Annotated in this window: 24 protein-coding genes; 8 read left to right on the plus strand and 16 right to left on the minus strand. The window is 61.8% G+C overall.

The genetic code is table 11. The features are described from left to right. Positions 1-16: 16 nt before the first annotated feature. Both glpK and MJ643_RS14955 read right to left on the minus strand, forming a co-directional pair. Positions 17-1,516 (minus strand): glycerol kinase GlpK, encoded by a 1,500-nt coding sequence (glpK, locus tag MJ643_RS14950; RefSeq protein WP_015271569.1) that lies wholly within the window; start codon positions 1,514-1,516, stop codon positions 17-19. A gap of 51 nt (positions 1,517-1,567) precedes the next feature. Continuing rightward, positions 1,568-2,419, minus strand: coding sequence for an MIP/aquaporin family protein (locus MJ643_RS14955; protein ID WP_015271568.1), 852 nt, complete (start codon positions 2,417-2,419; stop codon positions 1,568-1,570). A gap of 301 nt (positions 2,420-2,720) precedes the next feature. On the opposite strand from MJ643_RS14955, the gene ybaK reads away from it, so the two are divergent. Next, positions 2,721-3,191 carry a Cys-tRNA(Pro) deacylase gene (ybaK, locus tag MJ643_RS14960; protein WP_013973962.1) on the plus strand — a complete coding sequence of 157 codons (471 nt, stop codon included), beginning with the start codon at positions 2,721-2,723 and terminating at the stop codon, positions 3,189-3,191. A gap of 139 nt (positions 3,192-3,330) precedes the next feature. Here ybaK and MJ643_RS14965 read toward each other — a convergent pair whose 3' ends face one another. After that, positions 3,331-4,440 (minus strand): ABC transporter ATP-binding protein, encoded by a 1,110-nt coding sequence (locus tag MJ643_RS14965; protein WP_023661843.1) that lies wholly within the window; start codon positions 4,438-4,440, stop codon positions 3,331-3,333. Next, positions 4,437-5,357: an ornithine carbamoyltransferase gene (gene argF, locus MJ643_RS14970; RefSeq protein WP_013973960.1), complete on the minus strand. Its 921-nt coding sequence runs from the start codon at positions 5,355-5,357 to the stop codon at positions 4,437-4,439. The genes MJ643_RS14965 and argF overlap by 4 nt, the downstream gene beginning before the upstream one ends. 397 nt (positions 5,358-5,754) lie before the next feature. Between argF and MJ643_RS14975 the strand changes: the two genes are divergently transcribed. Continuing rightward, a complete protein-coding gene (locus MJ643_RS14975; protein WP_024087666.1) occupies positions 5,755-7,863 on the plus strand; it encodes a molybdopterin oxidoreductase family protein in 2,109 nt (702 codons plus the stop codon). A 91-nt stretch (positions 7,864-7,954) separates the two neighbouring features. Next, entirely contained in the window at positions 7,955-8,290 is a 336-nt protein-coding gene (gene grxD, locus MJ643_RS14980; RefSeq protein ID WP_003254949.1) for a Grx4 family monothiol glutaredoxin, read from the plus strand. Positions 8,291-8,347: 57 nt separating this feature from the next. Here grxD and bfr read toward each other — a convergent pair whose 3' ends face one another. Beyond that, positions 8,348-8,821: a bacterioferritin gene (bfr, locus tag MJ643_RS14985; protein ID WP_003258014.1), complete on the minus strand. Its 474-nt coding sequence runs from the start codon at positions 8,819-8,821 to the stop codon at positions 8,348-8,350. A 201-nt stretch (positions 8,822-9,022) separates the two neighbouring features. After that, positions 9,023-9,241 carry a bacterioferritin-associated ferredoxin gene (locus MJ643_RS14990; RefSeq protein ID WP_003254947.1) on the minus strand — a complete coding sequence of 73 codons (219 nt, stop codon included), beginning with the start codon at positions 9,239-9,241 and terminating at the stop codon, positions 9,023-9,025. A 224-nt stretch (positions 9,242-9,465) separates the two neighbouring features. Between MJ643_RS14990 and MJ643_RS14995 the strand changes: the two genes are divergently transcribed. Beyond that, positions 9,466-10,068 (plus strand): peroxiredoxin, encoded by a 603-nt coding sequence (locus MJ643_RS14995; RefSeq protein WP_003254945.1) that lies wholly within the window; start codon positions 9,466-9,468, stop codon positions 10,066-10,068. A gap of 159 nt (positions 10,069-10,227) precedes the next feature. Here MJ643_RS14995 and rnt read toward each other — a convergent pair whose 3' ends face one another. Continuing rightward, positions 10,228-10,902: a ribonuclease T gene (rnt, locus tag MJ643_RS15000; RefSeq protein ID WP_003258010.1), complete on the minus strand. Its 675-nt coding sequence runs from the start codon at positions 10,900-10,902 to the stop codon at positions 10,228-10,230. Then, positions 10,899-11,945 carry a dihydroorotase gene (gene pyrC / locus MJ643_RS15005; protein WP_013973958.1) on the minus strand — a complete coding sequence of 349 codons (1,047 nt, stop codon included), beginning with the start codon at positions 11,943-11,945 and terminating at the stop codon, positions 10,899-10,901. Before pyrC ends, rnt begins: the two co-directional genes overlap by 4 nt. Before the next feature lie 130 nt (positions 11,946-12,075). Between pyrC and MJ643_RS15010 the strand changes: the two genes are divergently transcribed. Beyond that, positions 12,076-12,993 carry an OmpA family protein gene (locus tag MJ643_RS15010; RefSeq protein WP_024087665.1) on the plus strand — a complete coding sequence of 306 codons (918 nt, stop codon included), beginning with the start codon at positions 12,076-12,078 and terminating at the stop codon, positions 12,991-12,993. 156 nt (positions 12,994-13,149) lie between these two features. Continuing rightward, positions 13,150-14,367 (plus strand): argininosuccinate synthase, encoded by a 1,218-nt coding sequence (locus MJ643_RS15015; protein WP_013973956.1) that lies wholly within the window; start codon positions 13,150-13,152, stop codon positions 14,365-14,367. Positions 14,368-14,424: 57 nt separating this feature from the next. Here the strand turns inward: MJ643_RS15015 and MJ643_RS15020 are convergent, their stop codons facing one another. After that, positions 14,425-14,907 (minus strand): hypothetical protein, encoded by a 483-nt coding sequence (locus MJ643_RS15020; protein WP_013973955.1) that lies wholly within the window; start codon positions 14,905-14,907, stop codon positions 14,425-14,427. A 365-nt stretch (positions 14,908-15,272) separates the two neighbouring features. On the opposite strand from MJ643_RS15020, the gene MJ643_RS15025 reads away from it, so the two are divergent. Then, positions 15,273-15,893: a response regulator transcription factor gene (locus MJ643_RS15025; RefSeq protein WP_208209428.1), complete on the plus strand. Its 621-nt coding sequence runs from the start codon at positions 15,273-15,275 to the stop codon at positions 15,891-15,893. A gap of 43 nt (positions 15,894-15,936) precedes the next feature. On the opposite strand, the gene MJ643_RS15030 is transcribed toward MJ643_RS15025, so the two are convergent. The 7 genes from MJ643_RS15030 to metG form a co-directional block, all read right to left on the minus strand. Continuing rightward, entirely contained in the window at positions 15,937-16,113 is a 177-nt protein-coding gene (locus MJ643_RS15030) for a hypothetical protein (protein ID WP_003258006.1), read from the minus strand. Between the two features lie 104 nt (positions 16,114-16,217). Then, complete coding sequence (gene nth / locus MJ643_RS15035; RefSeq protein ID WP_013973953.1) at positions 16,218-16,856, minus strand: endonuclease III; 639 nt, start codon at positions 16,854-16,856, stop codon at positions 16,218-16,220. Between the two features lie 4 nt (positions 16,857-16,860). Beyond that, positions 16,861-17,385, minus strand: coding sequence for an NADH:quinone oxidoreductase (locus MJ643_RS15040; protein ID WP_013973952.1), 525 nt, complete (start codon positions 17,383-17,385; stop codon positions 16,861-16,863). After that, entirely contained in the window at positions 17,378-17,980 is a 603-nt protein-coding gene (locus tag MJ643_RS15045; RefSeq protein ID WP_013973951.1) for an RnfABCDGE type electron transport complex subunit G, read from the minus strand. The genes MJ643_RS15040 and MJ643_RS15045 overlap by 8 nt, the downstream gene beginning before the upstream one ends. Further along, on the minus strand, positions 17,977-18,951 hold the full coding sequence (locus MJ643_RS15050; protein WP_208209429.1) for an RnfABCDGE type electron transport complex subunit D: 975 nt from the start codon (positions 18,949-18,951) through the stop codon (positions 17,977-17,979). The genes MJ643_RS15045 and MJ643_RS15050 overlap by 4 nt, the downstream gene beginning before the upstream one ends. After that, complete coding sequence (locus tag MJ643_RS15055) at positions 18,948-19,496, minus strand: Rnf-Nqr domain containing protein (RefSeq protein ID WP_208209430.1); 549 nt, start codon at positions 19,494-19,496, stop codon at positions 18,948-18,950. Before MJ643_RS15055 ends, MJ643_RS15050 begins: the two co-directional genes overlap by 4 nt. 165 nt (positions 19,497-19,661) lie before the next feature. After that, entirely contained in the window at positions 19,662-21,701 is a 2,040-nt protein-coding gene (metG, locus tag MJ643_RS15060) for a methionine--tRNA ligase (RefSeq protein WP_015271555.1), read from the minus strand. Between the two features lie 158 nt (positions 21,702-21,859). On the opposite strand from metG, the gene apbC reads away from it, so the two are divergent. Next, complete coding sequence (apbC, locus tag MJ643_RS15065; RefSeq protein WP_024087663.1) at positions 21,860-22,954, plus strand: iron-sulfur cluster carrier protein ApbC; 1,095 nt, start codon at positions 21,860-21,862, stop codon at positions 22,952-22,954. The last annotated feature ends 30 nt before the right edge of the window (positions 22,955-22,984 follow it).

The raw sequence follows: 22,984 nt of genomic DNA on the forward strand, positions 1-22,984 counted from the left end.
CGCCTGTCAGGTAGGATCAGGCCTCGTGATCTTCCCAGTCACGGGTACGATCGACTGCCTTCTTCCAGCCTGCGTACAGCTTCTCTTTCTGCGTTTCATCCAGCTGCGGGCTGAACTCGCGCTCGATGATCGCCTTGTCGCGCAGTTCGTCCAGGCCGCTCCAGAAGCCACAGGCCAGCCCTGCCAGGTAGGCCGCCCCCAGCGCCGTGGTTTCGCGCATCTTCGGCCGCTCTACGCAGGTGCCGAGGATGTCGGCCTGGAACTGCATGAGGAAGTTGTTGGCAACCGCACCGCCGTCCACGCGCAGCTCGGACAGGCGCTGGCCGCAATCCTGCTGCATGGCGTCGAGCACGTCGCGAGTCTGGTAGGCGATGGATTCCAGCGCGGCGCGGATGATGTGGTCCACCTTCACGCCACGGGTCAGGCCGAACAGTGCGCCACGGGCATACGGGTCCCAGTACGGGGCACCCAGGCCGGTGAAGGCAGGCACCAGGTATACGCCGTTGCTGTCCTTGACCTTGCTGGCGAAGTATTCGGTATCCAGTGCGTCGTTGACGATCTTCAGTTCGTCACGCAGCCACTGCACGGTGGAACCACCATTGAACACTGCGCCCTCCAGCGCATAGGCCACTTCACCACGCGGGCCGCAGGCGATGGTGGTTAGCAGGCCATGGGACGACTTCACCGCCTGGTCACCGGTGTTCATCAGCAGGAAGCAGCCGGTGCCATAGGTGTTCTTGGCCTGGCCCGGTTCAACGCACATCTGGCCGAACAGTGCCGATTGCTGATCACCGGCGATACCGGCAATGGCGATACCGCTCTTGGTATGGCCGTAGACCTCGGAGGAAGGGCGTACCTCGGGCAGCATCTGCCGTGGGATGCCGAGGATTTCCAGGAGCTTGTCGTCCCACTGCAGGCTGTGGATGTTGAACATCAGCGTGCGCGAGGCGTTGGTGTAATCAGTGACATGCACCTTGCCGCCGGAGAACTTCCAGATCAGCCAGGTATCGATGGTGCCGAACAGCAGCTCGCCGCGCTCGGCGCGTTCGCGGGCACCCTCGACATTGTCGAGGATCCACTTCAGCTTGGTGCCGGAGAAGTATGGGTCGGTGACCAGGCCGGTGGTTTCGCGAATGTAGTCTTCATGGCCGTCGCGCTTGAGCTGGGCGCAGATCTCGGTGCTGCGGCGGCACTGCCAGACGATGGCGTTGTACACCGGGCGGCCGGTTTCCTTGTCCCACACCACGGTGGTTTCACGTTGGTTGGTGATACCCAGTGCGGCGACCTGGGCGTGGCTGATGCCCGCCTGGGCCAAGGCCTCGACCATGGTCGCGCTCTGCGTGGCAAAGATTTCCATCGGGTCGTGCTCGACCCAGCCCGCCTGCGGGTAGTGCTGGGCGAACTCGCGCTGGGAGGTCCCCACCACATTGGCGTCGCGGTCGAAAATAATGGCCCGCGAACTGGTGGTGCCCTGGTCCAGGGCGATGATGTAGTTCTTATCCTGGGTGTCTGTCATGGTCGTAGGCCTTGCGAAAATAGGGGGTCAGGGCTGGGCGTGATGCCGGCGTCAGTTGACTTGAGTATCGCCCTGGCGATTGTCATTTGTCTCAGGGTTCACGGCGGCTGCCATTGGCAGGTTGCGTGCGATCAGGCCGCGATAGGTCGCGGCACCCAGGCAGGCGCCAAGGATCGGTGCGAACACCGGAACCAGGAAATAAGGCATGTCCCGACCGCCAGTGAAGGCGATTTCGCCCCAACCGGCCAGGAAGGTCATGAGTTTTGGCCCGAAATCGCGGGCCGGGTTCATGGCAAAGCCGGTCAACGGGCCCATGGCGCTGCCGATAACCGCGATCAGCAGGCCGATCAGCAGCGGGGCCATGGCACCGCGCGGCAGGCCGTTGTTGTCGTCGGTCAGGGCCATGATCACGGCCATCAGGATGGCGGTGATGATCACCTCGACCAGAAACGCCTGGCCGGTGGACAGCGATGGGTGCGGATAGGTGGAGAAGACCGAGGCCAGTTCCAGGCTGGCTTCGCTACCGCGCAACATGGCGTGGGCCTGTTCGAAATCGAAGAACAGGTTGCTGTACAGGGTGTAGACCAACGCTGCGCCACAGAACGCGCCGCATACCTGGGCCAGCATGTAGAAGGGCAGCTTGCGCTTGTCGAAGCCGGCGAACAGGGTGAGGGCGATGCTCACCGCGGGGTTCAGGTGCGCGCCGGAAATACCGGCGGTGAGGTAGATCGCCATGCTGACGCCCACGCCCCAGATGATACTGATTTCCCAAAGGCCGAAGCTTGCGCCCGCGACCTTGAGCGCGGCGACGCAGCCGGTACCGAAAAAGATGAGCAGTGCAGTGCCCAGGAACTCGGCCAGGCATTGGCTGGAAAGCGTGGGTTGGCGTAGAGCAGTCGTCATGTATGACCTCGTTTTTTTTGTTGTGAGGCGCGTGGCGCTCGACAGCAAAGCCCGGAGTCTATCCCCGTTGACCCGGGCAGATGTTGGAAATGCACCTTAAAAGTGCACCATTTATTCAGAAACGAAAAAATATAGACAAGAAACGCTGATGTCAAAGGTCGAAAGTGAACGGTCGGTCACGATCTGGATGCTGATTTCAGATGCGGATCCGCGTACTAGAGCCGCGCAATTGCGGTGCGCTGGCTGCGGTGTGGGAATTGTCCTAAAGTAGCCGCCGAGCTGTCCCGACCGGAGCCCCCGCATGACCCCCGCCCTAGACCTGTTGAAGAAACACCGTGCCGAGCATCGTGTGCACAGTTACGAACATGACCCCAAATCGGCGTCATATGGCCTGGAAGCGGCGGAGAAACTCGGTCTCGACCCGCAGCAGGTATTCAAGACCTTGCTGGCGAGCAGCGAGAAAGGTGAGTTGCTGGTAGCAGTGGTGCCTGTGGTGGGTACGCTCGACCTCAAAGCCCTGGCCCAGGCTGCCGGGGTGAAAAAGTGCGAGATGGCCGACCCAGCGTCGGCGCAGCGAGCCACGGGGTACCTGGTGGGCGGGATCAGCCCGCTGGGGCAGAAGAAGCGCCTGCGCACATTCATCGATGACTCGGCGCAGAACTTTGCAACCATCCATGTCAGCGCCGGGCGGCGTGGGCTGGAGGTGGAGTTGGCGGCGGTGGTGCTGGCTGAGCACACTCAGGGCAAGTTCGCCGGGATCGGTAGAGGCTGAGAATCTTGGGGGCTGCTTTGCAGCCCTTACGCCGGCAAGCCAGCTCTCACAGGTACAGCGTTGCCTTCAGGGCACGTGGTGATTCTGTGGGAGCTGGCTTGCCGGCGAAAGGGCCGCAGAGCAGCCCCAATATTTCGAATCAGGTCGCCGAGCTGTACCGGCGAACGCCGTTGTCCTGCCGCGGCAACTGCGCCGCCACGCTGCCCGGCACCGGGAACAGCACCAGGTGATCGGCCTTGACCGCAATCCCCACATCCTCACCGACCTGACGGTCGTCATGGCTAGGGAAGATCGCCTCGAGCTGGCTGCCGGTCGGCAATTGCAGGCGGTACAGGGTCGATGCCCCGAGGAAGCTCTTGCCGACGATGTTCGCCTGCAGCGCACTGCCCGGTGCGTGGACGATATCGTCAGGGCGCAGTAGCACATCCACCGAGCTGCCCGGCGCCATGATGTAGGCACGGTTGCCGCGTAATTCACCCAGCTCGGTATTGACCGCCTCGTGGCTGATCATCTGCCCACGGATGAAATACCCCTGGCCAATGAAGCTGGCCACGAACGGCGTCTGCGGCTCGTGGTAAAGGTTGTAGGGCGTGTCCCACTGCTCCAGGCGGCCTTCCTTGAACACGCCAACCTGGTCGCTGACGGCAAAGGCTTCTTCCTGGTCATGGGTCACCAGAATGGCACTGGTGCCGCGGCTCTTGAGAATGTCGCGAACCTCATGGCTCAGGCGTCGGCGCAGCTCTACGTCGAGGTTGGAAAATGGCTCGTCGAGCAGCAGCAGTTGCGGCTCCGGTGCCAGTGCACGGGCCAGGGCGACCCGTTGCTGCTGGCCGCCGGACAGTTCATGCGGGTAGCGCCCGCCCAGACCGCCCAGCTTGACCAGCTCGAGCATCTCTTCGATGACCTCGGCCTGGCGGGGGTGCTTGGCGATGCCGAAGGCAACGTTCTGCGCCACGGTCAGGTGCGGGAACAGCGCGTAATCCTGGAACACCATGCCGATGCGGCGTTTTTCCGGGGCCAGTGTGAAACCGGCCCGGGAAATGACTTCGCCAGCCAACTGGATCTCGCCATCGTGCACGGGTTCGAAACCGGCGATGGCGCGCAGGGTGGTGGTCTTGCCGCAACCGGATGAACCCAGCAGGCAACCGATGTCGCCTGCGTTCAGGTGCAGATTGAGGTTCTGAACGATGCGCTGGTCGCCATAGCCGCAGGCGAGGTTGCGCAGGTTGAGCAGTAGGGGTTGACTCATGCGTGGTGGTAAGCCGGTTCTACAAGGAATTCGAGAAGGGCCTTCTGTGCATGCAGGCGGTTTTCAGCCTGGTCCCAGGCGACCGAACGTGGGTCGTCGAGCAGGTCATGGCTGATTTCCTCACCACGGTGGGCTGGCAGGCAGTGCATGAACAGGGCGTCGGGTGCCGCCAGGTCGAGCAGTTCGCGGGTGACCTGGTAAGGCGCGAAATGCGCCAGGCGCCGTGCAGTTTCCTCCTCCTGGCCCATGGAAGTCCAGACATCCGTGGTTACCAGATGGGCGCCGCGCACGGCTTCCTTCGGGTCACGCACGATCTGCACGTGGTCGCCACCAATGGCCATGAAGCGTGGGTCCGGCTCGTAGCCTTCCGGGCAGGCAATGCGCAGCTGGAAGTCGAACTGCCTGGCTGCCTCGATGTACGAGTTGCACATGTTGAAGCCATCGCCGATCCAGGCGACGGTCTTGCCCTGGATCGAGCCGCGATGTTCGAGGAAGGTCTGCATGTCGGCCAGCAGCTGGCACGGGTGGGACTCGTCGGACAGCGCGTTGATCACCGGCACACGCGAGTTGGCGGCGAATTCGGTCAGGGTGCTGTGGGCGTGGGTACGGATCATCACCACGTCGAGCATGCTCGACAGCACGATGGCGCTATCGCCGATCGGCTCGCCACGGCCCAGCTGGGTATCGCGCGGGGACAGGAAGATGGCCTGGCCGCCGAGCTGGATCATGCCGGCCTCGAACGACACGCGGGTACGGGTCGAGGATTTTTCGAAGATCATGCCCAGTACGCGGTTCTTCAGGGGCTCGAACAGCACGCCTCGCTTGCGCAGGTCCTTCAGCTCGATGCCGCGGCGGATCACACCGAGCAATTCGTCGGTGGTGAAGTCCAGCAGGGAGAGAAAGTGCCTAGCGCTCATGATTGACTACCTTATCTGCAACGGTATGCAGGTCGACCGTATGGTTTTTTTTGACAACGGGAGTGACCTGCGGCGTAAGCCGCACGGGGGCGGACGAAATAGGGAAAGGCGCAATACTATAAGTAAATGTCGCCTGAAGCCAAGAGGGGAAACAGCTGCCCAGTACCAAAGGGTGTTGCAAAGGGTGTCTTTTCCCGACGGGCAGTGCTGTTTTTTATTTGCTACAGAGGGTTGTACACGGCTTGCCGGCAATTTGGCAAATGGCTGTCGCAAATCGTGTGCCTGATGTCGGTGGATTCACGCCGCGAAGGGCGCTGGCCGGTGGCGGGGGCTGGGCGCATAGTCGATGTTCGACAACCCTCTACACATCCTCCACAACAACAAGGCAGAGGCGGCCATGACCAAGACCCTGCATCACCGTGCCTGTCACCTGTGCGAAGCGATCTGTGGGCTGAACATTGAAGTCAGCCATGACGACGACGGGCAGGCTCAGATCAGTTCGATCAAGGGTGACCCCCAGGACCCATTCAGCCGCGGCCATGTCTGCCCCAAGGCCGTGGCCCTGCAGGACATTCAGAACGACCCCGACCGCCTGCGCCAACCGCACAAGCGGGTGGGCGAGCACTGGGAGGCCATCGGCTGGGACGAGGCCTTTGCCCTGGCCGCCGACAGGCTGTGGGCGATCCAGCAGGTCCATGGGCGCAATGCCGTGGCGGTGTACCAAGGCAACCCGAGCGTGCACAACTACGGCCTGATGACCCACAGCAACTACTTCCTGGGCCTGCTGAAAACCCGCAACCGCTTCTCTGCCACCTCGGTGGACCAGTTGCCGCAGCACCTGGTCAGCCACCTGATGTACGGCCATGGCCTGCTGCTGCCGATCCCGGACATCGACCAGACCGGTTTCATGCTGATCCTCGGCGGCAACCCGCTGGCCTCCAACGGCAGCATCATGACCGTGCCGGACGTGGAAAAACGCCTGAAAGCCCTGCAGGCCCGGGGTGGGCGCCTGGTGGTGGTGGACCCGCGGCGCAGCGAAACGGCGGCGATGGCCGACAGTCACCTGTTCATTCGCCCTGGAGGGGATGCGGCCTTGTTGTGTGGCTTGCTCAATACCCTGTTCGCTGAAGGCCTGGCGCGCGGCTCACACTTGCCGGTCGTCGGCCTGCAGCAGGTGCGCGAAGCGATCGCGCCGTTCAGCGCGGAGGCCATGAGCGCGCACTGTGGCATTGCCGCGACAGACATTCGCCAGCTGGCAAGGGACTTTGCCGCGGCCGACAGGGCGGTGTGCTACGGCCGCATGGGGGTTTCGACCCAAGCCTACGGCACCCTTTGCCACTGGCTGGTGCAACTGATCAACCTGGTGACCGGCAACCTTGACCGTGAAGGCGGCGCGTTGTGCACCGAGCCTGCCGTCGACCTGGTGGCGACCACCTCGGGTGGCCATTTCAACGCCTGGCAGAGCCGGGTGTCGGGCTTGCCCGAGTACGGCGGCGAACTGCCCGTGGCGGCCTTGGCCGAGGAAATGCTGACGCCCGGCGAAGGGCAGGTGCGTGCGCTGGTGACGGTGGCTGGCAACCCCGTGCTCTCAACGCCCAATGGCCGCCAGCTGGATGTGGCGCTGGACGGGCTGGAGTTCATGCTCAGCATTGACCTGTACATCAACGAAACCACCCGCCATGCCGACCTGATCCTGCCCTCTACCTCGGCGCTGGAAAACGACCATTACGACAGCACATTCAACTTGCTGGCCGTGCGCAACGTGACCCGCTTCAACCGGGCGATCCTGGCCAAGCCCGAAGGGGCATTGCATGACTGGGAAATTTTTGTCGGACTGGCACAAGCGTTCGCCAAACGCGCCGAGCTGGAATTGAAGCCGACCTTGGCACCGGCGCAGATGATCGACCTGGCCCTGCGCAAGGGGCGTTATGGTGACGCGACACCCTGGCAGCTGTCGCTGGCAGCGCTGGACGAGCACCCGCATGGCCTCGACCTGGGGCCATTGCGCGCCAACCTCGCTGCGCGCCTGACGACTGCCAGCAAGGCCGTTGAAGCGGCGCCCCAGGTGCTGCTGGATGACTTGGGGCGACTGGCGCAACAGGCCCCTCCGGCGCCGGGCGAACTGCTGCTGATCGGCCGTCGCCATGTTCGCAGCAACAATTCATGGATGCACAACTTTCATCGACTGGTGAAAGGCAAACCGCGCCATCAGTTGTTGATGCATCCGCAGGACCTGCAGCATCGTCAGTTGCAGGACGGCCAGCGAGTTCGTATCCGCTCGCGTACCGGGGATCTTGAAGTCGAGGTTCAGGCCTGCGAGGACATGATGCCTGGTGTAGTCAGCCTGCCCCATGGCTTCGGTCACTCTCGTCAAGGCGTGCACATGAAGATCGCCAAGGCGCAACCTGGGGTGAGTGCCAACGACCTCACCGATGAGCGTCTGCGTGACCAGGTTTCCGGCAACGCCGCCCTCAATGGCGTACCCGTGCAGGTAGAGGCCGCGTAAGGAATGGTAAGGCCGAGCATGCTGCTCGGCTTTCCGTTACAATGCGTCACCGTGCCGACGACCGCGTCGGAAAGTTCAGCCGAGGTGCTACATGGATATCATCGAAACGATCAAAGAGCAGATTGCCAACAACACCATTCTGCTTTACATGAAAGGCTCGCCGAATGCCCCGCAGTGTGGCTTCTCTGCGCGTGCATCGCAGGCCGTGATGGGTTGTGGCGAGAAGTTCGCCTACGTCGACATCCTGCAGAACCCGGAAATCCGTGCGAACCTGCCAAAATACGCCAACTGGCCGACCTTCCCGCAGCTGTGGGTAGCCGGTGAACTGGTCGGCGGCAGCGACATCATGCTGGAAATGTTCGAGAAGGGTGAGCTGCAGACCCTGATCAAGGAAGCGGCTGCCAAGGCCAAGGCTTCCGAGGCCTGATTTTCCGGCAAGCATGAAAAAACCCGCTGATCGCGGGTTTTTTCATGGAGCGAATATTTATTCTTCGCCCATCTGCGACTGCAGGTAGTTCTCGATACCAATCTTGTCGATCAGCCCCAGCTGGGTTTCCAGCCAGTCGATGTGTTCTTCCTCGGACTCGAGGATATCTTCGAGCATGTCACGCGAGCCAAAGTCGCCAGCGGTTTCGCAATGGGCGATGGCCGCTTTCAGGTCGACCAGGCCTTTCTGTTCGATCTTCAGGTCGCATTCGAGCATCTCTTTGGTGTGCTCGCCAATCAGCAGCTTGCCCAGGTCCTGGACGTTGGGGATGCCTTCGAGGAAGAGAATACGCTTGATCAGTTTGTCAGCGTGCTTCATCTCGTCGATGGATTCCTTGTACTCGTGCTTGCCGAGTTTGTTCAGGCCCCAATCTTCGTACATGCGTGCGTGCAGGAAGTACTGGTTGATCGCGACCAGCTCGTTTCCGAGGATCTTGTTGAGATGCTGGATGACGCTTACGTCGCCTTTCATGTCGGGTTCCTGCCCTGTAGAAGTGTGCCAATACAGTGAAGTTTGAGCCCGATACTTAGGTGTGTCAAACCTAAGTTCTTGAATAATAAGTGAAAATTAATGGAAATAAGAATGTTTGTGAACCGCGTTGGAGCGCTAACTTATTGAATTGCGAGCATAAAAAAACCGGACGCAAGGTCCGGTTCTTCGAATTCTTCGTTTTCAGGCTGCGGTAAATTCCACGGGGTAGGGCAGGGCTGCCTGGCTGACCTGGAGTTCGGTCAGGGTCTCGCGGACCACCTGCTTGGCCACGCAGGCACATTTGCCGCACTGGCTGGCGACGTTGGTGGCGGCTCGCACTTCCTTGTAGCTGCAGCATCCTTCATAGATCGCATCGCGGATCTGTCCGTCGGTAACGCCGACACAAAGACACACATACATAAAGGCTGACCATCGTTGGTGGGCTCGATGGAGTGGAGCTTAATGTTAATGAGAATGCTTGTCAAATGAGTTTCTGAAAGGGCCGTGCTTGAGCGACCGGCGGTTGCTTCGTCGTTGGAGTCGGCCTGTCACCAGAAGCCGTGTATGATGGACGGCCTTTGTTGGATGTCGGGCAAGCCCGTCTGGCCCGGCAAACGGTTTTTCACCCTCATCAGGAGATTACAATGAGCGTACTCGTTGGTAAGAAAGCCCCCGATTTCACCGTTCCGGCCGTGCTGGGCAACGGCGAGATCGTCGACAGCTTCAACCTGGCTTCGGCCATCAAGGGCAAGTACGGCCTGGTGTTCTTCTACCCGCTGGACTTCACCTTCGTCTGCCCGTCCGAGCTGATCGCCCTGGACAACCGCATCCCTGACTTCCAGGCGCGCAACGTGGAAGTGATTGGCGTGTCGATCGACTCGCACTTCACCCACAACGCCTGGCGTAACACCCCGGTCAACAACGGCGGTATCGGCCAGGTCAAGTACACCCTGGCTGCCGACATGACCCACGAAATCTGCAAAGCCTACGACGTCGAGTCCGAAGGCGGCGTAGCCTTCCGTGGCGCCTTCCTGATCGACACCAACGGTGTTGTTCGTTCGCAGATCGTCAACGACCTGCCACTGGGCCGCAACATGGACGAGCTGCTGCGCCTGGTCGACGCCCTGCAGTTCCACGAAGAGCACGGCGAAGTCTGCCCTGCCAACTGGAAAAAAGGCGACAAAGGCATGAACGCTTCGCCGGAAGGCGTTGCTGCCTACCTGAGCGAGAACGCTGGCAAGCTGTAATTGCCGCGTGCATGAAAAAACCGGCCCTTGTGGCCGGTTTTTTTGTGCCGTCCTGTGCCGGCCTCTTCGCAGGCTTGCCCGCTCCCACATGAGTCGCACAATGGCTGAGGCCACTGCAGTACCTGTGGGAGCGGGCATGCCCGCGAACGCTTTTGCAGATCAATCGTTGAAATCGCGCCAGCCGCCCATCTCTTTCCAGCGGTTGACGATGCCGCAGAACAGCTCGGCCGTCTTCTCGGTGTCATAGCGCGCCGAGTGCGCCTCACGCCCGTCGAAGTCGATGTCGGCGCTCTGGCAGGCCCGCGCCAGTACGGTCTGGCCATAAGCCAGGCCCGCCAGGGTAGCGGTGTCGAAGCTGGAGAACGGGTGGAACGGGTTGCGCTTCAGGTCATTGCGCGTCACCGCCGCATTGAGGAAGCCCAGGTCAAAGCTGCTGTTGTGGCCGACCAGGATCGCCCGCTTGCAACCATTGGCCTTGAGCGCCTTGCGTACGCCACGGAATATGTCGGTCAGCGCACTTTCTTCGCTGACTGCCATACGCAGCGGGTGGTCCAGCTTGATCCCGGTGAATTCCAGCGCGGCCGCCTCGATGTTGGCGCCCTCGAATGGCTCCACGCGGTGGAAGTAGGTGTGCTCGGGGAACAGGAAGCCCTTTTCGTCCATGCCGATGGTGACTGCGGCAATTTCCAGCAGGGCATCGGTAGCGCTGTTGAAGCCGCCGGTTTCAACGTCTACCACTACCGGCAGATAGCCGCGGAAACGCTCGGCCATCGGGTGGCGCGAACCGCTGCTGCCTTGGGTGTCGAGGTCGTCTTCGTAGAGGTCTTCGCTCACGCGTTTTCCTCCAGCAGGCGCCAGCGCAGTTTTTCGCCGGCGCGCAGCGGGACCACGGTCTGCTCGCCAAACGGCAGGCTATCCGGGGCGGTCCATTCTTCGCGGACCAGGGTAATGGTGTCGGTGTTTGCCGGCAGGCCGTAGAACGCCGGGCCGTGCAGGCTGGCAAAGCCTTCCAGCTTGTCCAGCGCGTTACGCTGCTCGAACGCTTCGGCGTACATCTCGATGGCTGCGTAGGCGGTGTAGCAACCGGCGCAACCGCAGGCGGCTTCCTTGGCGTGTCGGGCGTGTGGGGCCGAGTCGGTACCCAGGAAGAACTTCGGGTTGCCGCTGGTGGCCGCATCCAGCAACGCCACCTGATGGGTGTTGCGCTTGAGGATCGGCAGGCAGTAGAAGTGCGGGCGAATGCCGCCAACCAGCATGTGGTTGCGGTTGTACAGCAGGTGCTGCGCGGTGATGGTCGCGCCGACGTTGGCCGGGGCCTCGGTGACGAACTGCGCGGCATCGCTGGTGGTGATGTGCTCGAACACCACCTTCAGTGTCGGGAAGCGCTCGACCACACGGCGCATATGCTCGTCGATGAAGCGCTTCTCGCGGTCGAACACGTCGATCTCGCTACGGGTCACTTCGCCATGCACCAGTAGCGGCATGCCAACTTCCGCCAGCGCCTCGATGGCCGGGAAGATGTTGTCGATGCTGGTCACGCCCGAGTCGGAATTGGTGGTGGCGCCAGCAGGGTACAGCTTGGCGGCATACACGAAACCGCTGGCCTTGGCCGCGCGGATGTCCTCGGGGCTGGTGCGGTCGGTGAGGTACAACACCATCAGCGGCTCGAAGCTGCTGCCAGCCGGGCGGGCGGCCAGGATGCGCTCACGGTAGGCGCCGGCCTCTACGGCATTGCGTACCGGCGGAACCAGGTTGGGCATGATGATGGCACGGGCGAAAGTACGCGCCACATCGCCAACGGTGTGGGGCAGGACGGCACCATCGCGCAGATGGATGTGCCAGTCGTCGGGACGCAGGAGGGTCAGGCGATCGGACATTGGGGATTCCAGGCGGGTCGAACTCAAGCCCCAATGCTACCGGAAAACCCTGGGTGGAGCACGGCTATCAAGTTTTCCGCCAGGCGTCCGATAGCCTGCAGGTAAGCCGTCTGAATTTGTGGAGCCGCCCGTGCGCCAGCGTTACCTAGCCCTGTTGACCCTGTTCGCCAGCCTGCCGGCCGGTGCGCTGACCTTCCAGACGCGCATGGAAAACATTGCCTGGAAGGTCGAGGGTGACCAGTTCGAATGCCGGCTGATCCAGCCGATCGATGGTTTCGGCAGTGGCGAGTTCGTGCGCCGCGCGGGCGAGCAGCCGGTGTTCCAGTTGCGCTCGGACAGCAACGTACTGGGGGCGGGCACGGCCACATTGCTGGCAGCTGCTGCGCCGTGGCAGCCTGGGCGCAGCGACATCAATCTGGGCAGCGTGCGCATGGCCCGTACCGGGGTGTTGTTCAGTTCTTCCCAAGGCCAGGCCAGTCGCCTGATCAACGGCCTGCTCGATGGGCGCAGCACGGTGGTACGCAATTATGCCGGCGAGGCGGGCAGGCCGATGGAGGTGCGTGTGCTGCCGGTCAGCTTCGCCAAGGCCTACAACGACTATCAGGCCTGTGCCGGCAAGCTGCTGCCGATGAATTACGATCAGGTGCGTCAGACCCAGGTGGGCTTCCCCGGGGGAGGCTTCGAGCTGGATGGCGCGGCCAAGGCACGGCTGGATGTGATCCTCGACTACATCAAGGCTGACCCGACCGTTAACCATGTAGAGCTCAACGGCCACTCCGACAACAGTGGCAATCGCCTGACCAATCGCGACATGTCGCGCCGCCGGGCACTGGCGGTAGCCGACTACCTCAAGGCCCATGGCGTTCCGGAAGAGCAGATTACCGTGCGTTTCCATGGCGAGCGTTACCCATTGGCGAAGAACACCAATGCTGCCAACCGGGCGCGTAATCGTCGGGTGAATATCGAACTGGATCGGGTTGCGGTCATCGAGAAGCCGGCTGAGAAGCCTGTCGAAAAGGCCCCTGAGCCAACACCTGCCAAGTCCTGAAGGCTGCTCCCACACGGCATTTCATAATTTCCGACGGTAAGTCGCCCTTCCGAAACTTCTTGTCGCTTTGTCGTCAGAAGCTGTCGCCCCACTGTAATTTTATCCGTAACGTCGTTAGAATCGATCCCTTTCCGTACAACCCCGTGGAGTGATGGCATGGCGGACGTAAAAAAGGTCGTACTGGCGTATTCCGGCGGCCTTGATACTTCGGTGATTCTCAAGTGGCTGCAGGATACCTACAACTGCGAAGTGGTGACCTTCACCGCTGACCTGGGGCAGGGCGAAGAGGTCGAGCCGGCTCGTGCCAAGGCCCAGGCAATGGGCGTTAAAGAGATCTACATCGACGACCTGCGCGAAGAATTCGTGCGTGATTTCGTGTTCCCGATGTTCCGCGCCAACACCGTCTACGAGGGCGAGTACCTGCTGGGTACTTCCATCGCCCGTCCGCTGATCGCCAAGCGCCTGATCGAAATTGCCAACGAAACCGGCGCCGACGCCATTTCCCATGGCGCCACCGGCAAAGGCAACGACCAGGTGCGTTTCGAACTGGGTGCCTACGCGCTGAAGCCAGGCGTCAAGGTAATCGCCCCATGGCGTGAGTGGGACCTGCTGTCCCGCGAGAAGCTGATGGACTACGCCGAGAAGCACGGCATCCCGATCGAGCGCCACGGCAAGAAGAAGTCGCCGTACTCGATGGACGCCAACCTGCTGCACATCTCCTACGAAGGCGGTGTCCTGGAAGATACCTGGACCGAGCACGAAGAAGACATGTGGCGCTGGAGTGTCTCGCCTGAGAACGCCCCGGATCAGGCTACCTACATCGAGCTGACCTACCGCAACGGTGACATCGTTGCCATCGACGGTGTCGAGAAGACTCCGGCCACCGTCCTGGCCGACCTGAACCGTATCGGTGGTGCCAATGGCATCGGCCGTCTGGATATCGTCGAGAACCGTTACGTCGGCATGAAGTCGCGCGGTTGCTACGAGACCCCTGGTGGCACCATCATGCTCAAGGCCCACCGTGCCATCGAGTCGATCACCCTGGACCGCGAAGTCGCTCACCTGAAGGATGAGCTGATGCCGAAGTACGCCAGCCTGATCTACACCGGCTACTGGTGGAGCCCGGAGCGTCTGATGCTGCAACAGATGATCGACGCTTCGCAGGTCAACGTGAACGGCGTGGTACGCCTGAAGTTGTACAAGGGCAACGTCACCGTTGTCGGCCGCAAGTCGGACGACTCGCTGTTCGACGCCAACATCGCTACCTTCGAGGAAGATGGCGGCGCCTACAACCAGGCGGATGCAGCTGGCTTCATCAAGCTCAACGCCCTGCGTATGCGCATTGCTGCCAACAAGGGCCGCTCGCTGCTCTGATTACCGTCATGTGCGGCAAGAACCCCGGCTCAGGCCGGGGTTTTTTTTTCTGGGGAATCAGTGGCCGTCGTTTGCCACCTGTTCATCAAGCGCGCTGATCGATAGTTGCGCGCACTGGCGTCTGTCCAGGTTGCAAAAGCGCCAGGTGCGAGATTGCTGAGGCGGTTGGGCGAGGGCGGACAGCAATTGCTGCTCCATCATGCGATAGGCATCGGGGCCGGAAAACATGAACGTGACAGGCTCGCCCTGCAGCGCTTCGCCGGTACTACCGGGAATTGCATGCTTGGCCACATCACTCGGTGTCGATGTGTTGTCGTTTGGCGTCCTGTTTGGCGACGGGTCGTAGAACGACTTGTAATTGAAGTTGAGCGTGAGGAAGAACAGTGCCGTCAGGAAGAATGGGAAGCCCACCAGGAACCAGGTATAGAGCTTTTGGCTGGATTCGCTGAGAAACGGCAATGTGGCAAGGGCGGAGGCTTCGATAATCCCTGCGAAGATGGCAATGATCGTCAGCGGGGCGACAGGCTGTACTTGGTGCATATGGGTCGTCTCCAGCGATTTTGCACATCTTTACCTTACGGCGATGCTCAACTAAAGACTGGATTGTTTCCCGGGTGAGAATAATCGCTTGAAATCCTGATGACGGTGTTTGTTCAGCGCATTTGAGCTGAATATTTCCTGAGGTGTCGGCCGGTTTCCAACTGGTGCACTTTTACCAGCCGGTGATACCGTTCATTTGGTAACAGGGAATTTGATTGTTACAAGTGCATCAGTTGAGTGTAGGAAATTTCTGTAAGTGTTGTAGGTTCTATCTGTTCATATATTTCGCCGGTAAATCACCGCGCCAGTAAGCGTTCTGTAGGTTATCTTGGCGGGCCAAAGCAAAAGCAATGAATGGATATCGCATGAATAAAGTGCTTATCGTGGATGATCATCCGGTCATACGCCTGGCCGTACGCATGCTGATGGAGCGGCATGGGTATGACGTCGTGGCGGAAACCGACAACGGGGTGGCTGCGCTGCAACTCCCACGGCAATACCTGCCGGATATCGTGGTGCTCGATATCGGTATCCCCAAGCTGGATGGCTTGGAGGTGATCGGTCGCATGACAACTTTCAGCCCGGGCAGCAAGGTGCTGGTGCTGACATCGCAGGCCCCCGGCAACTTCTCGATGCGCTGCATGCAGGCGGGGGCGGCGGGGTATGTGTGCAAGCAGCAGGAACTCACCGAGCTGCTGAGCGCCATCAAGGCCGTACTGTCGGGCTACAGCTACTTCCCCAACCAGGCCTTGCATGTGTCACGTGGCAGGGGCGGAAGCGAGACGGATATGGTCAACCGCCTCTCGGCGCGCGAGATGACCGTGTTGCAACAGCTGGCGCGAGGGCGTTCCAACAAGGAGATTGCCGACAGCATGTTCCTCAGCAACAAGACGGTCAGTACCTACAAGTCGCGCCTGTTGCTCAAGCTCAATGCGCGCTCGCTGGTCGACCTGATCGAGCTGGCGCAGCGGCAAGGGTTGAACTGAACGCCAAGGCCGTAAAGCCTCCAGCCAGGAGGCTTTGCCAGGGTTACAGATCGTAGTCGAAGTCGGCCAACTGCTTCTGCAGGCGCCTTTCCTCCAGCATATTGTCGATGGTGCGGCGCTTGCTCAGGTTGGTCTTTGCGGTTTCCACCTGGGGTTCCGCTTCGTCATCTGCGGCAACAAAATCATCTTCGATCGACAGGTCGTCTTTATCGCTACTCATGAGTCGCTCCAAGCCAAGGGGCCATTGGCCGTCCTTATAACCAGAAAGCAGACGCTGGTAAAAAAGATTTTTTCAATCGCTGCAGGTAGTTTCCAGCTATCGACTCAATCGTCGGAGGTCTTGTGCTTGTACTCGCACAAGTCTTCAATCCGGCAACTGCCGCAGCGTGGCTTGCGTGCCTGGCACACATAGCGCCCGTGCAGGATCAGCCAGTGGTGGGCGTCGAGCAGGTAATCCTTTGGTACGAACTTGATCAGCTTTTTCTCCACTTCCAGCACCGTCTTGCCTGGCGCAATGCCCGTACGGTTGCTGACCCGGAAGATATGGGTATCCACCGCCATGGTCGGCTGGCGGAACGCTGTGTTGAGCACTACGTTGGCGGTCTTGCGGCCAACGCCGGGTAGCGCCTCCAGGGCTTCGCGAGTCTGCGGGACCTGGCTGTCATGGCGTTCGATCAGCAGCCGGCAGGCTTCGATAACGTTCTTCGCCTTGCTGTTGTACAAGCCAATGGTCTTGATGTACTCACTCAGGCCTTCGACGCCCAGCGCATAGATGGCCTCGGGGGTGTTGGCGACCGGGAACAGGCGTGCGGTGGCCTTGTTGACGCCGACATCGGTGGATTGCGCAGACAGTGTCACGGCGACCAGCAACTCGAACGGGGTGGTGTACGCCAGTTCGGTCTTCGGGTCGGGGTTGTCTTCGTGCAGCCTGCGAAAGATCTCCAGGCGTTTGGCGGCATTCATGAAATCAGAGCTTTCCTTGATGACGTGATTGGGCAGGGCCCGGACGCAGGCGATTGTACAAGGCCAACAGCAGTCCGAGCAGTAGCAAGGCGCCCGGGGCCAGGCTGGCCAGGTGCAGGCCGATACCGTCGGCCAGCCATTGGCGGCTGGCACCAAGCAGCAGGCATGTGGCAAGCAGCGCGCAAAGGTGGCCGGCGAGCAGGCGCCAGCGCCCTTGATCGGGTAGCAGGTAGTCAATGGCCAGGCATTGCAGGCACAGCAGTGCGGGATAGTGGCCGAGGGAGAGTGCCAGTGGCAGCAGCCAGGCACGCAGTGCCAGTTGCAAGCAACTGGCCAGGGCCGCCAGAACCAGCAGGCTGGCCAGTACATAGGTCCAGGTGACAGACCGTCGGCGCAGGGGGGGCATTAATAGCTGGTGAAGGCTGCTCAGCAGCACTGCGCACACGCCTATGGTGGCGCCTTCGCTCAGTGTTCGGGTGGCGCCCAGCAGAGGCACCAGGCTTGCGCCGAGCAGGTAGAGCCTATTCATGCGTGGCGCCCTCCAGCAATACCCTGCGCTGCTCATCGAAGTAGCTCAGCGCTTCCTGTAGCGCGACGATCACTGCACGTGAGGTCACGGTTGCGCCGGCCAACTGGTCAAAGTCGCCCTGGTCGCGCTTCAGCGCCCAGTGGTCGCCCAGCTGACGATTGGCAAATTGCCCCAGCCAGTTCAGCTGCGCATCACCCAGGCGTGCACCCAGCCCAGGGCTTTCCTGTTGCTCGACCACCTGGCTGCCGATCAGTCGGCCGTCCGCTGCGATGGCCACGCTCAGCACGATAGGCCCGGCATAGCCCTGGGCCTTTGTGACCAGTATGACGGCGGCCGGTTTACCCGCCAGCGTTGCCCGGTAAGCTGCCAGGATGCGGCTGTTTGGCCGCTGTGCGGCGGGCCTAGGCAACGGGCTGTCCAAAGGTTGGTTGTCGTAACTGCCTTCTGGCAACACCGCCAGCCGCTGGCGGCTATTCAGTTGCTTCTCGGCGTCGGCGATGGCTGCGCTGGTCCAGTGCTGCCAGGCCAAAGTGGTCGACAGCGCCAGTGCTCCGGTCAGGAGCAACAAACCCACATCACGTACCAGGCGCTTCATCGGGCAACCTGCTGGCGCTGCAGAGCCAGGCGTTCGAGGCTCGGCGCCATGAGGTTCATGAGCAGGACGGCGAACGCTGTACCGTCCGGGTAGCTACCCCAGGTGCGGATCAGATAGATCAGCAGGCCCGCCCCCAGGCCGAAACCCAGCTTCGCCCACTCCTGCCGGGGCCCGGACACCGGTTCGGTGGCAATGAAGAACGCCGCCATCATTGTCGAGCCGGAGAACAGGTGCACCAGGGGAGAGCCGTTGGAGTCCGAGCCCGAGCCATTCCAGCCCAGCAGGCTGAACAGGAACAACCCAGCCAGCAGACCGGCCGGCGCATGCCAACTGATAACCTTGCGTTGCAGCAGGAACAGGCCGCCCAGCAGGAACGCCAGGTTGACCCATTCGCTGCCCCGTCCACCGATGCTGCCGAAGCCCGTGTGACCGGCGAACAGTTCATCGATGGTCAGGCTGTGGTTGTGGCGAAGGCCGTCGAGCAGCGTCGGCCTGGCCCAGGCATCGATCTGCTCGCCGCCGGCGAACACCAGCTGTAGGCTGTCGAGCAGGCCTGGTGCCGGCCCCGGCCAATGGTTCATCTGCAACGGGAAGCTCAGCAGCACGAAGGCGTAGCCGACCATGGCCGGGTTGAACAGGTTGCGCCCAACCCCGCCAAAGGCCTGCTTGCCGATGCCGATGGCAACGCTGGTAGCGACCACCGGCAACCACCAGGGTGCCAAGGTGGGCAGGGCGGCGGCGAGCAGCACGGCGGTCACCAGCGCGCTGCCGTCGTTCAGCGCCGTGCGCAGCGGTTGTGCTCGCAAGGTAAGCAACAGCGCCTCGCACAGCAGCGCGGTGCTGGCGCACAGCAACAGGTTCAGTAGCAAACTCCAGCCATGCAGCCAGAACAGCGCCAGCAGGCCAGGTACGCAGGCCAGCAACACCAGGCCCATGCTGGTGCGTAGCCGCGGGTCGGGCTTGGCGGTCATTGGGCGAACAGCCCGTTGAAGCCGGAAATCGCCATGGCCATTACTCCGGCCCCAAGCAGTTCGATGGGCAGGCCGCGCATTGCCCCGGGGACGTCGGCATGAGCGCTGCGCTGGCGCAGGTCGGCGAACAGCACCAACGCCAGCCAGAAGCCGCCGCCGGCCAGCAGGCCTTGCAGCAAGGTAGCGAGCCATGTGCTTTCGTCGCTTGCCTGTTGCAGGGTCAAGCCCAGTACTACCGCGTTGCTCAACAGCAGCGCGGGCAGTTGCGTCACCGGCCAGCTCGGGCGCCATCTTGTCAGTAGCCATGGTACGCCCCAGGCAAGCACGGCCAGCCAGGGCAACAACAGGAACAGGGCAAGGTCCTGGGCTTGCAGTGGGGCAAGCACCCCGCGCACCAGTAGTTGTGCGCCGATCACGCCCAAGGCAATGCACAGTGCGCAGGCGAGACCGTGCACGTGGAGGTGCAGCCTTGGGAATGGCTGTTGTTGCAGGCACAGGTGATTGACCAGCGCAGCGCTGATCAGTACCAGGATGTAGTCGCTCATGAGATGACGATAGCCGGGAATCGGGGCGATTGTCCGGGTTTGGCATCGAGGTGCCGGAGTCATTGTGAGAGCGGGCGTGCCCGCGAACACCGGCAACGCCGGTGCCATGCACCGCGTAGTCAGTTTCGCGGGCACGCCCGCTCCCACAAGGTCCAGCAGGTTTTGTTACTTGATGCGCTGGCCTGGCTTGGCACCGCTGTCCGGGCTCAGCAGGTAGATCTCTTCACCGCCAGGCCCGGCCGCCATGACCATCCCTTCGGACACCCCAAAGCGCATCTTCCGTGGCTTGAGGTTGGCCACCATCATGGTCAGCCGGCCTTCCAGCTGGGACGGGTCGGGGTACGCCGACTTGATGCCGGAAAACACGTTGCGGCGCTCGTCACCGATGTCCAGGGTCAGTTGCAGCAGCTTGTCCGCGCCCGGTACGGCTTCGGCCTTGACGATCAGTGCCACGCGCAGATCGACGGCAGCGAAGGTGTCGAACTCGATTTCCGCCGACAGTGGGTCCTTGGCCAGCTCGCCATTGCCGGCCGGGGCCTTGGCTTCGGCGGCCAGCAGGTCTTCCTTGCTGGCGGCGACCATGGCTTCGACCTTGGCCGGTTCGATGCGGCTCATCAGCGCCTTGAACGGGTTCAATTGGTGGTTTTCCAGGCGCGACAGGTGGTCGTTCCAGGTCAGTGGTGCCACGTTGAGGAAGGCCTCGGCGTCGGCAGCCAGTACCGGCAGCACCGGCTTGAGGAAGATCACCAATTGGCGGAACAGGTTGATGCCTTGGGCGCAGATGGCCTGAACTTCATCCTGCTTGCCTTCCTGTTTGGCCAGCGACCATGGGGCCTTGTCAGCGATCCAGGCGTTGGCGCGGTCGGCCAGCGCCATGATTTCGCGCATGGCACGGCCGAAGTCGCGGCCTTCATAGGCGTCGGCGATCGACGGGGCGGCCGCCAGGAAGGCTTCGGTCAGCTCCGGTGCAGCATCGCCAGCTACCATCACGCCTTCATTGCCCTTGTGGATGAAACCGGCGCAGCGGCTGGCGATGTTGACCACCTTGCCGACCAGGTCGGAGTTGACCTTCTGCACGAAGTCTTCCAGGTTCAGGTCCAGGTCATCGACACCGCGGCCCAGCTTGGCAGCGTAGTAGTAACGCAGGTATTCCGGCTGCAGGTGGTCGAGGTAGGTGCGGGCCTTGATGAAGGTACCGCGCGACTTGGACATCTTGGCGCCGTTCACGGTCAGGTAGCCGTGCACGTTGACCGCGCTCGGCTTGCGGAAGCCCGCGCCTTCGAGCATGGCTGGCCAGAACAGGGCGTGGAAGTTGACGATGTCCTTGCCGATGAAGTGGTACAGCTCGGCCTTGGAGCCTTCGTTCCAGAACGCGTCGAAGTCCAGCTCCGGGCGGCGTGCACAAAGGTTCTTGAAGCTGGCCATGTAGCCGATCGGTGCATCCAGCCACACGTAGAAGTACTTGCCTGGCTCGCCTGGGATCTCGAAGCCGAAGTACGGCGCGTCGCGGGAGATGTCCCACTCCTGCAGGCCCGAGTCCAGCCATTCGGCCAGCTTGTTGGCTACCGCGTCCTGCAGCGTGCCGCTACGGGTCCACTGCTGCAGCATGGCCTGGAAGTCCGGCAGCTTGAAGAAGAAGTGCTGGGAATCACGCAATACCGGGGTGGCACCAGAGATGGCCGACTTGGGGTTCTTCAGCTCGGTGGGCGCGTAGGTGGCGCCGCATTTCTCGCAGTTGTCGCCGTACTGGTCTTCGGCCGCGCACTTGGGGCAGGTGCCCTTGATGAAGCGGTCGGCGAGGAACATGCCCTTTTCCGGGTCGAAATACTGGGTTACCGAACGGGTGGCGATGTGCCCGGCGTCTCGCAGGCGCGCGTAGATCAGGCCCGACAGCTCGCGGTTTTCTTCGCTGTGGGTGGAGTGGAAGTTGTCGAAGTCCACCAGGAAGTCGGCGAAGTCGCTGCTGTGTTCGGCCTGGACGTTGGCGATCAGCTGTTCCGGGGTGATGCCTTCTTTCTCGGCGCGCAGCATGATGGCCGAACCGTGGGCGTCGTCGGCGCAAACGTAGATGCACTGGTTGCCGCGCAGCTTCTGGAAGCGGACCCACATGTCTGTCTGAATGTACTCGAGCATATGGCCAAGGTGGATCGATCCGTTGGCATAGGGCAAGGCGCTGGTGACGAGAATCTGACGTGGCTCGGACATGGTGGCTCGGCTACTTATCTGGCGACGGGGTAAAAATGAGGTTGATCGGCCACTATAAAGGGCTGGCGAAGATATTTCACCCCGCATGCGCATCTGCTGACGATTGACGGGTTAGGATAGGCGTCTGTTTTACATTCAGTTTGCCATTGGGAGTCTCCATGAGTGCCGTCACCCGTGCCGCCGTCGAAGGCGTGCTTCGCCAGTACACCGACCCCTACCTGAACCAGGACCCGATCAGCGCCGGCTGTGTGCGCGCAATCGATATCCAGGGCGGCCAGGTCAGCGTGCAATTGCAACTGGGTTATGCCGCAGGGCTGTTCAAGAACGGCTGGGCCCAGGTGCTGCAGACCGCTATCGGCAACCTTGAGGGCGTCAGCAGTGCCCAGGTGTCGATCGACTGCGTGGTGGCTGCGCACAAGGCCCAGGCTCAGGTGCCGGCAATGGCCAACGTCAAGAACATCATCGCCGTGGCCTCGGGCAAGGGCGGTGTGGGCAAGTCGACCACCGCGGCCAACCTGGCCCTGGCGCTGGCTCGCGAGGGCGCGCGGGTGGGTATTCTCGATGCCGATATCTATGGCCCCAGCCAGGGCGTGATGTTCGGCATCGCCGAAGGCACCCGCCCGCAGATTCGCGAGCAGAAGTGGTTCGTGCCGATCAAGGCCCATGGCGTGGAAGTCATGTCCATGGCGTTCCTTACCGACGACAACACGCCGATGGTATGGCGTGGCCCTATGGTTTCCGGCGCGCTGCTGCAGCTGGTGACCCAGACTGCCTGGGACGACCTGGATTACCTGGTGATCGACATGCCGCCGGGCACCGGAGACATCCAGCTGACCCTGGCGCAGAAGGTACCGGTTGCCGGTTCGGTGATCGTCACCACCCCGCAGGACCTGGCCCTGCTGGATGCCAAGAAGGGCGTGGAGATGTTCCGCAAGGTCAACATCCCGGTGCTGGGCGTGGTGGAGAACATGGCCGTGCACATCTGCTCGAACTGCGGCCATGCCGAGCACCTGTTCGGCGAAGGCGGTGGCGAGAAGCTGGCGAGCCAGTATGGCGTCGACCTGTTGGCGTCGTTGCCGCTGTCGATGCTGATTCGCGAGCAGGCCGATAGTGGCAAGCCGACGGCGATCGCCGAGCCGGAAAGCCAGATTGCGATGGTCTATCAGGAGCTGGCCCGCCAGGTGGGCGCGCGGATCATGCTGCAGGAAGCTGCTGCGCCGGCGATGCCAAGCATTACCATCAGCGAAGATTGACTGGCAGACCGAGTCGCCTGCTTCGCGGGT

Origin of the sequence: Pseudomonas sp. PNPG3, assembly GCF_023093815.1 — a bacterium.
Classification (GTDB): Bacteria; Pseudomonadota; Gammaproteobacteria; order Pseudomonadales; family Pseudomonadaceae; genus Aquipseudomonas; species Aquipseudomonas asiatica.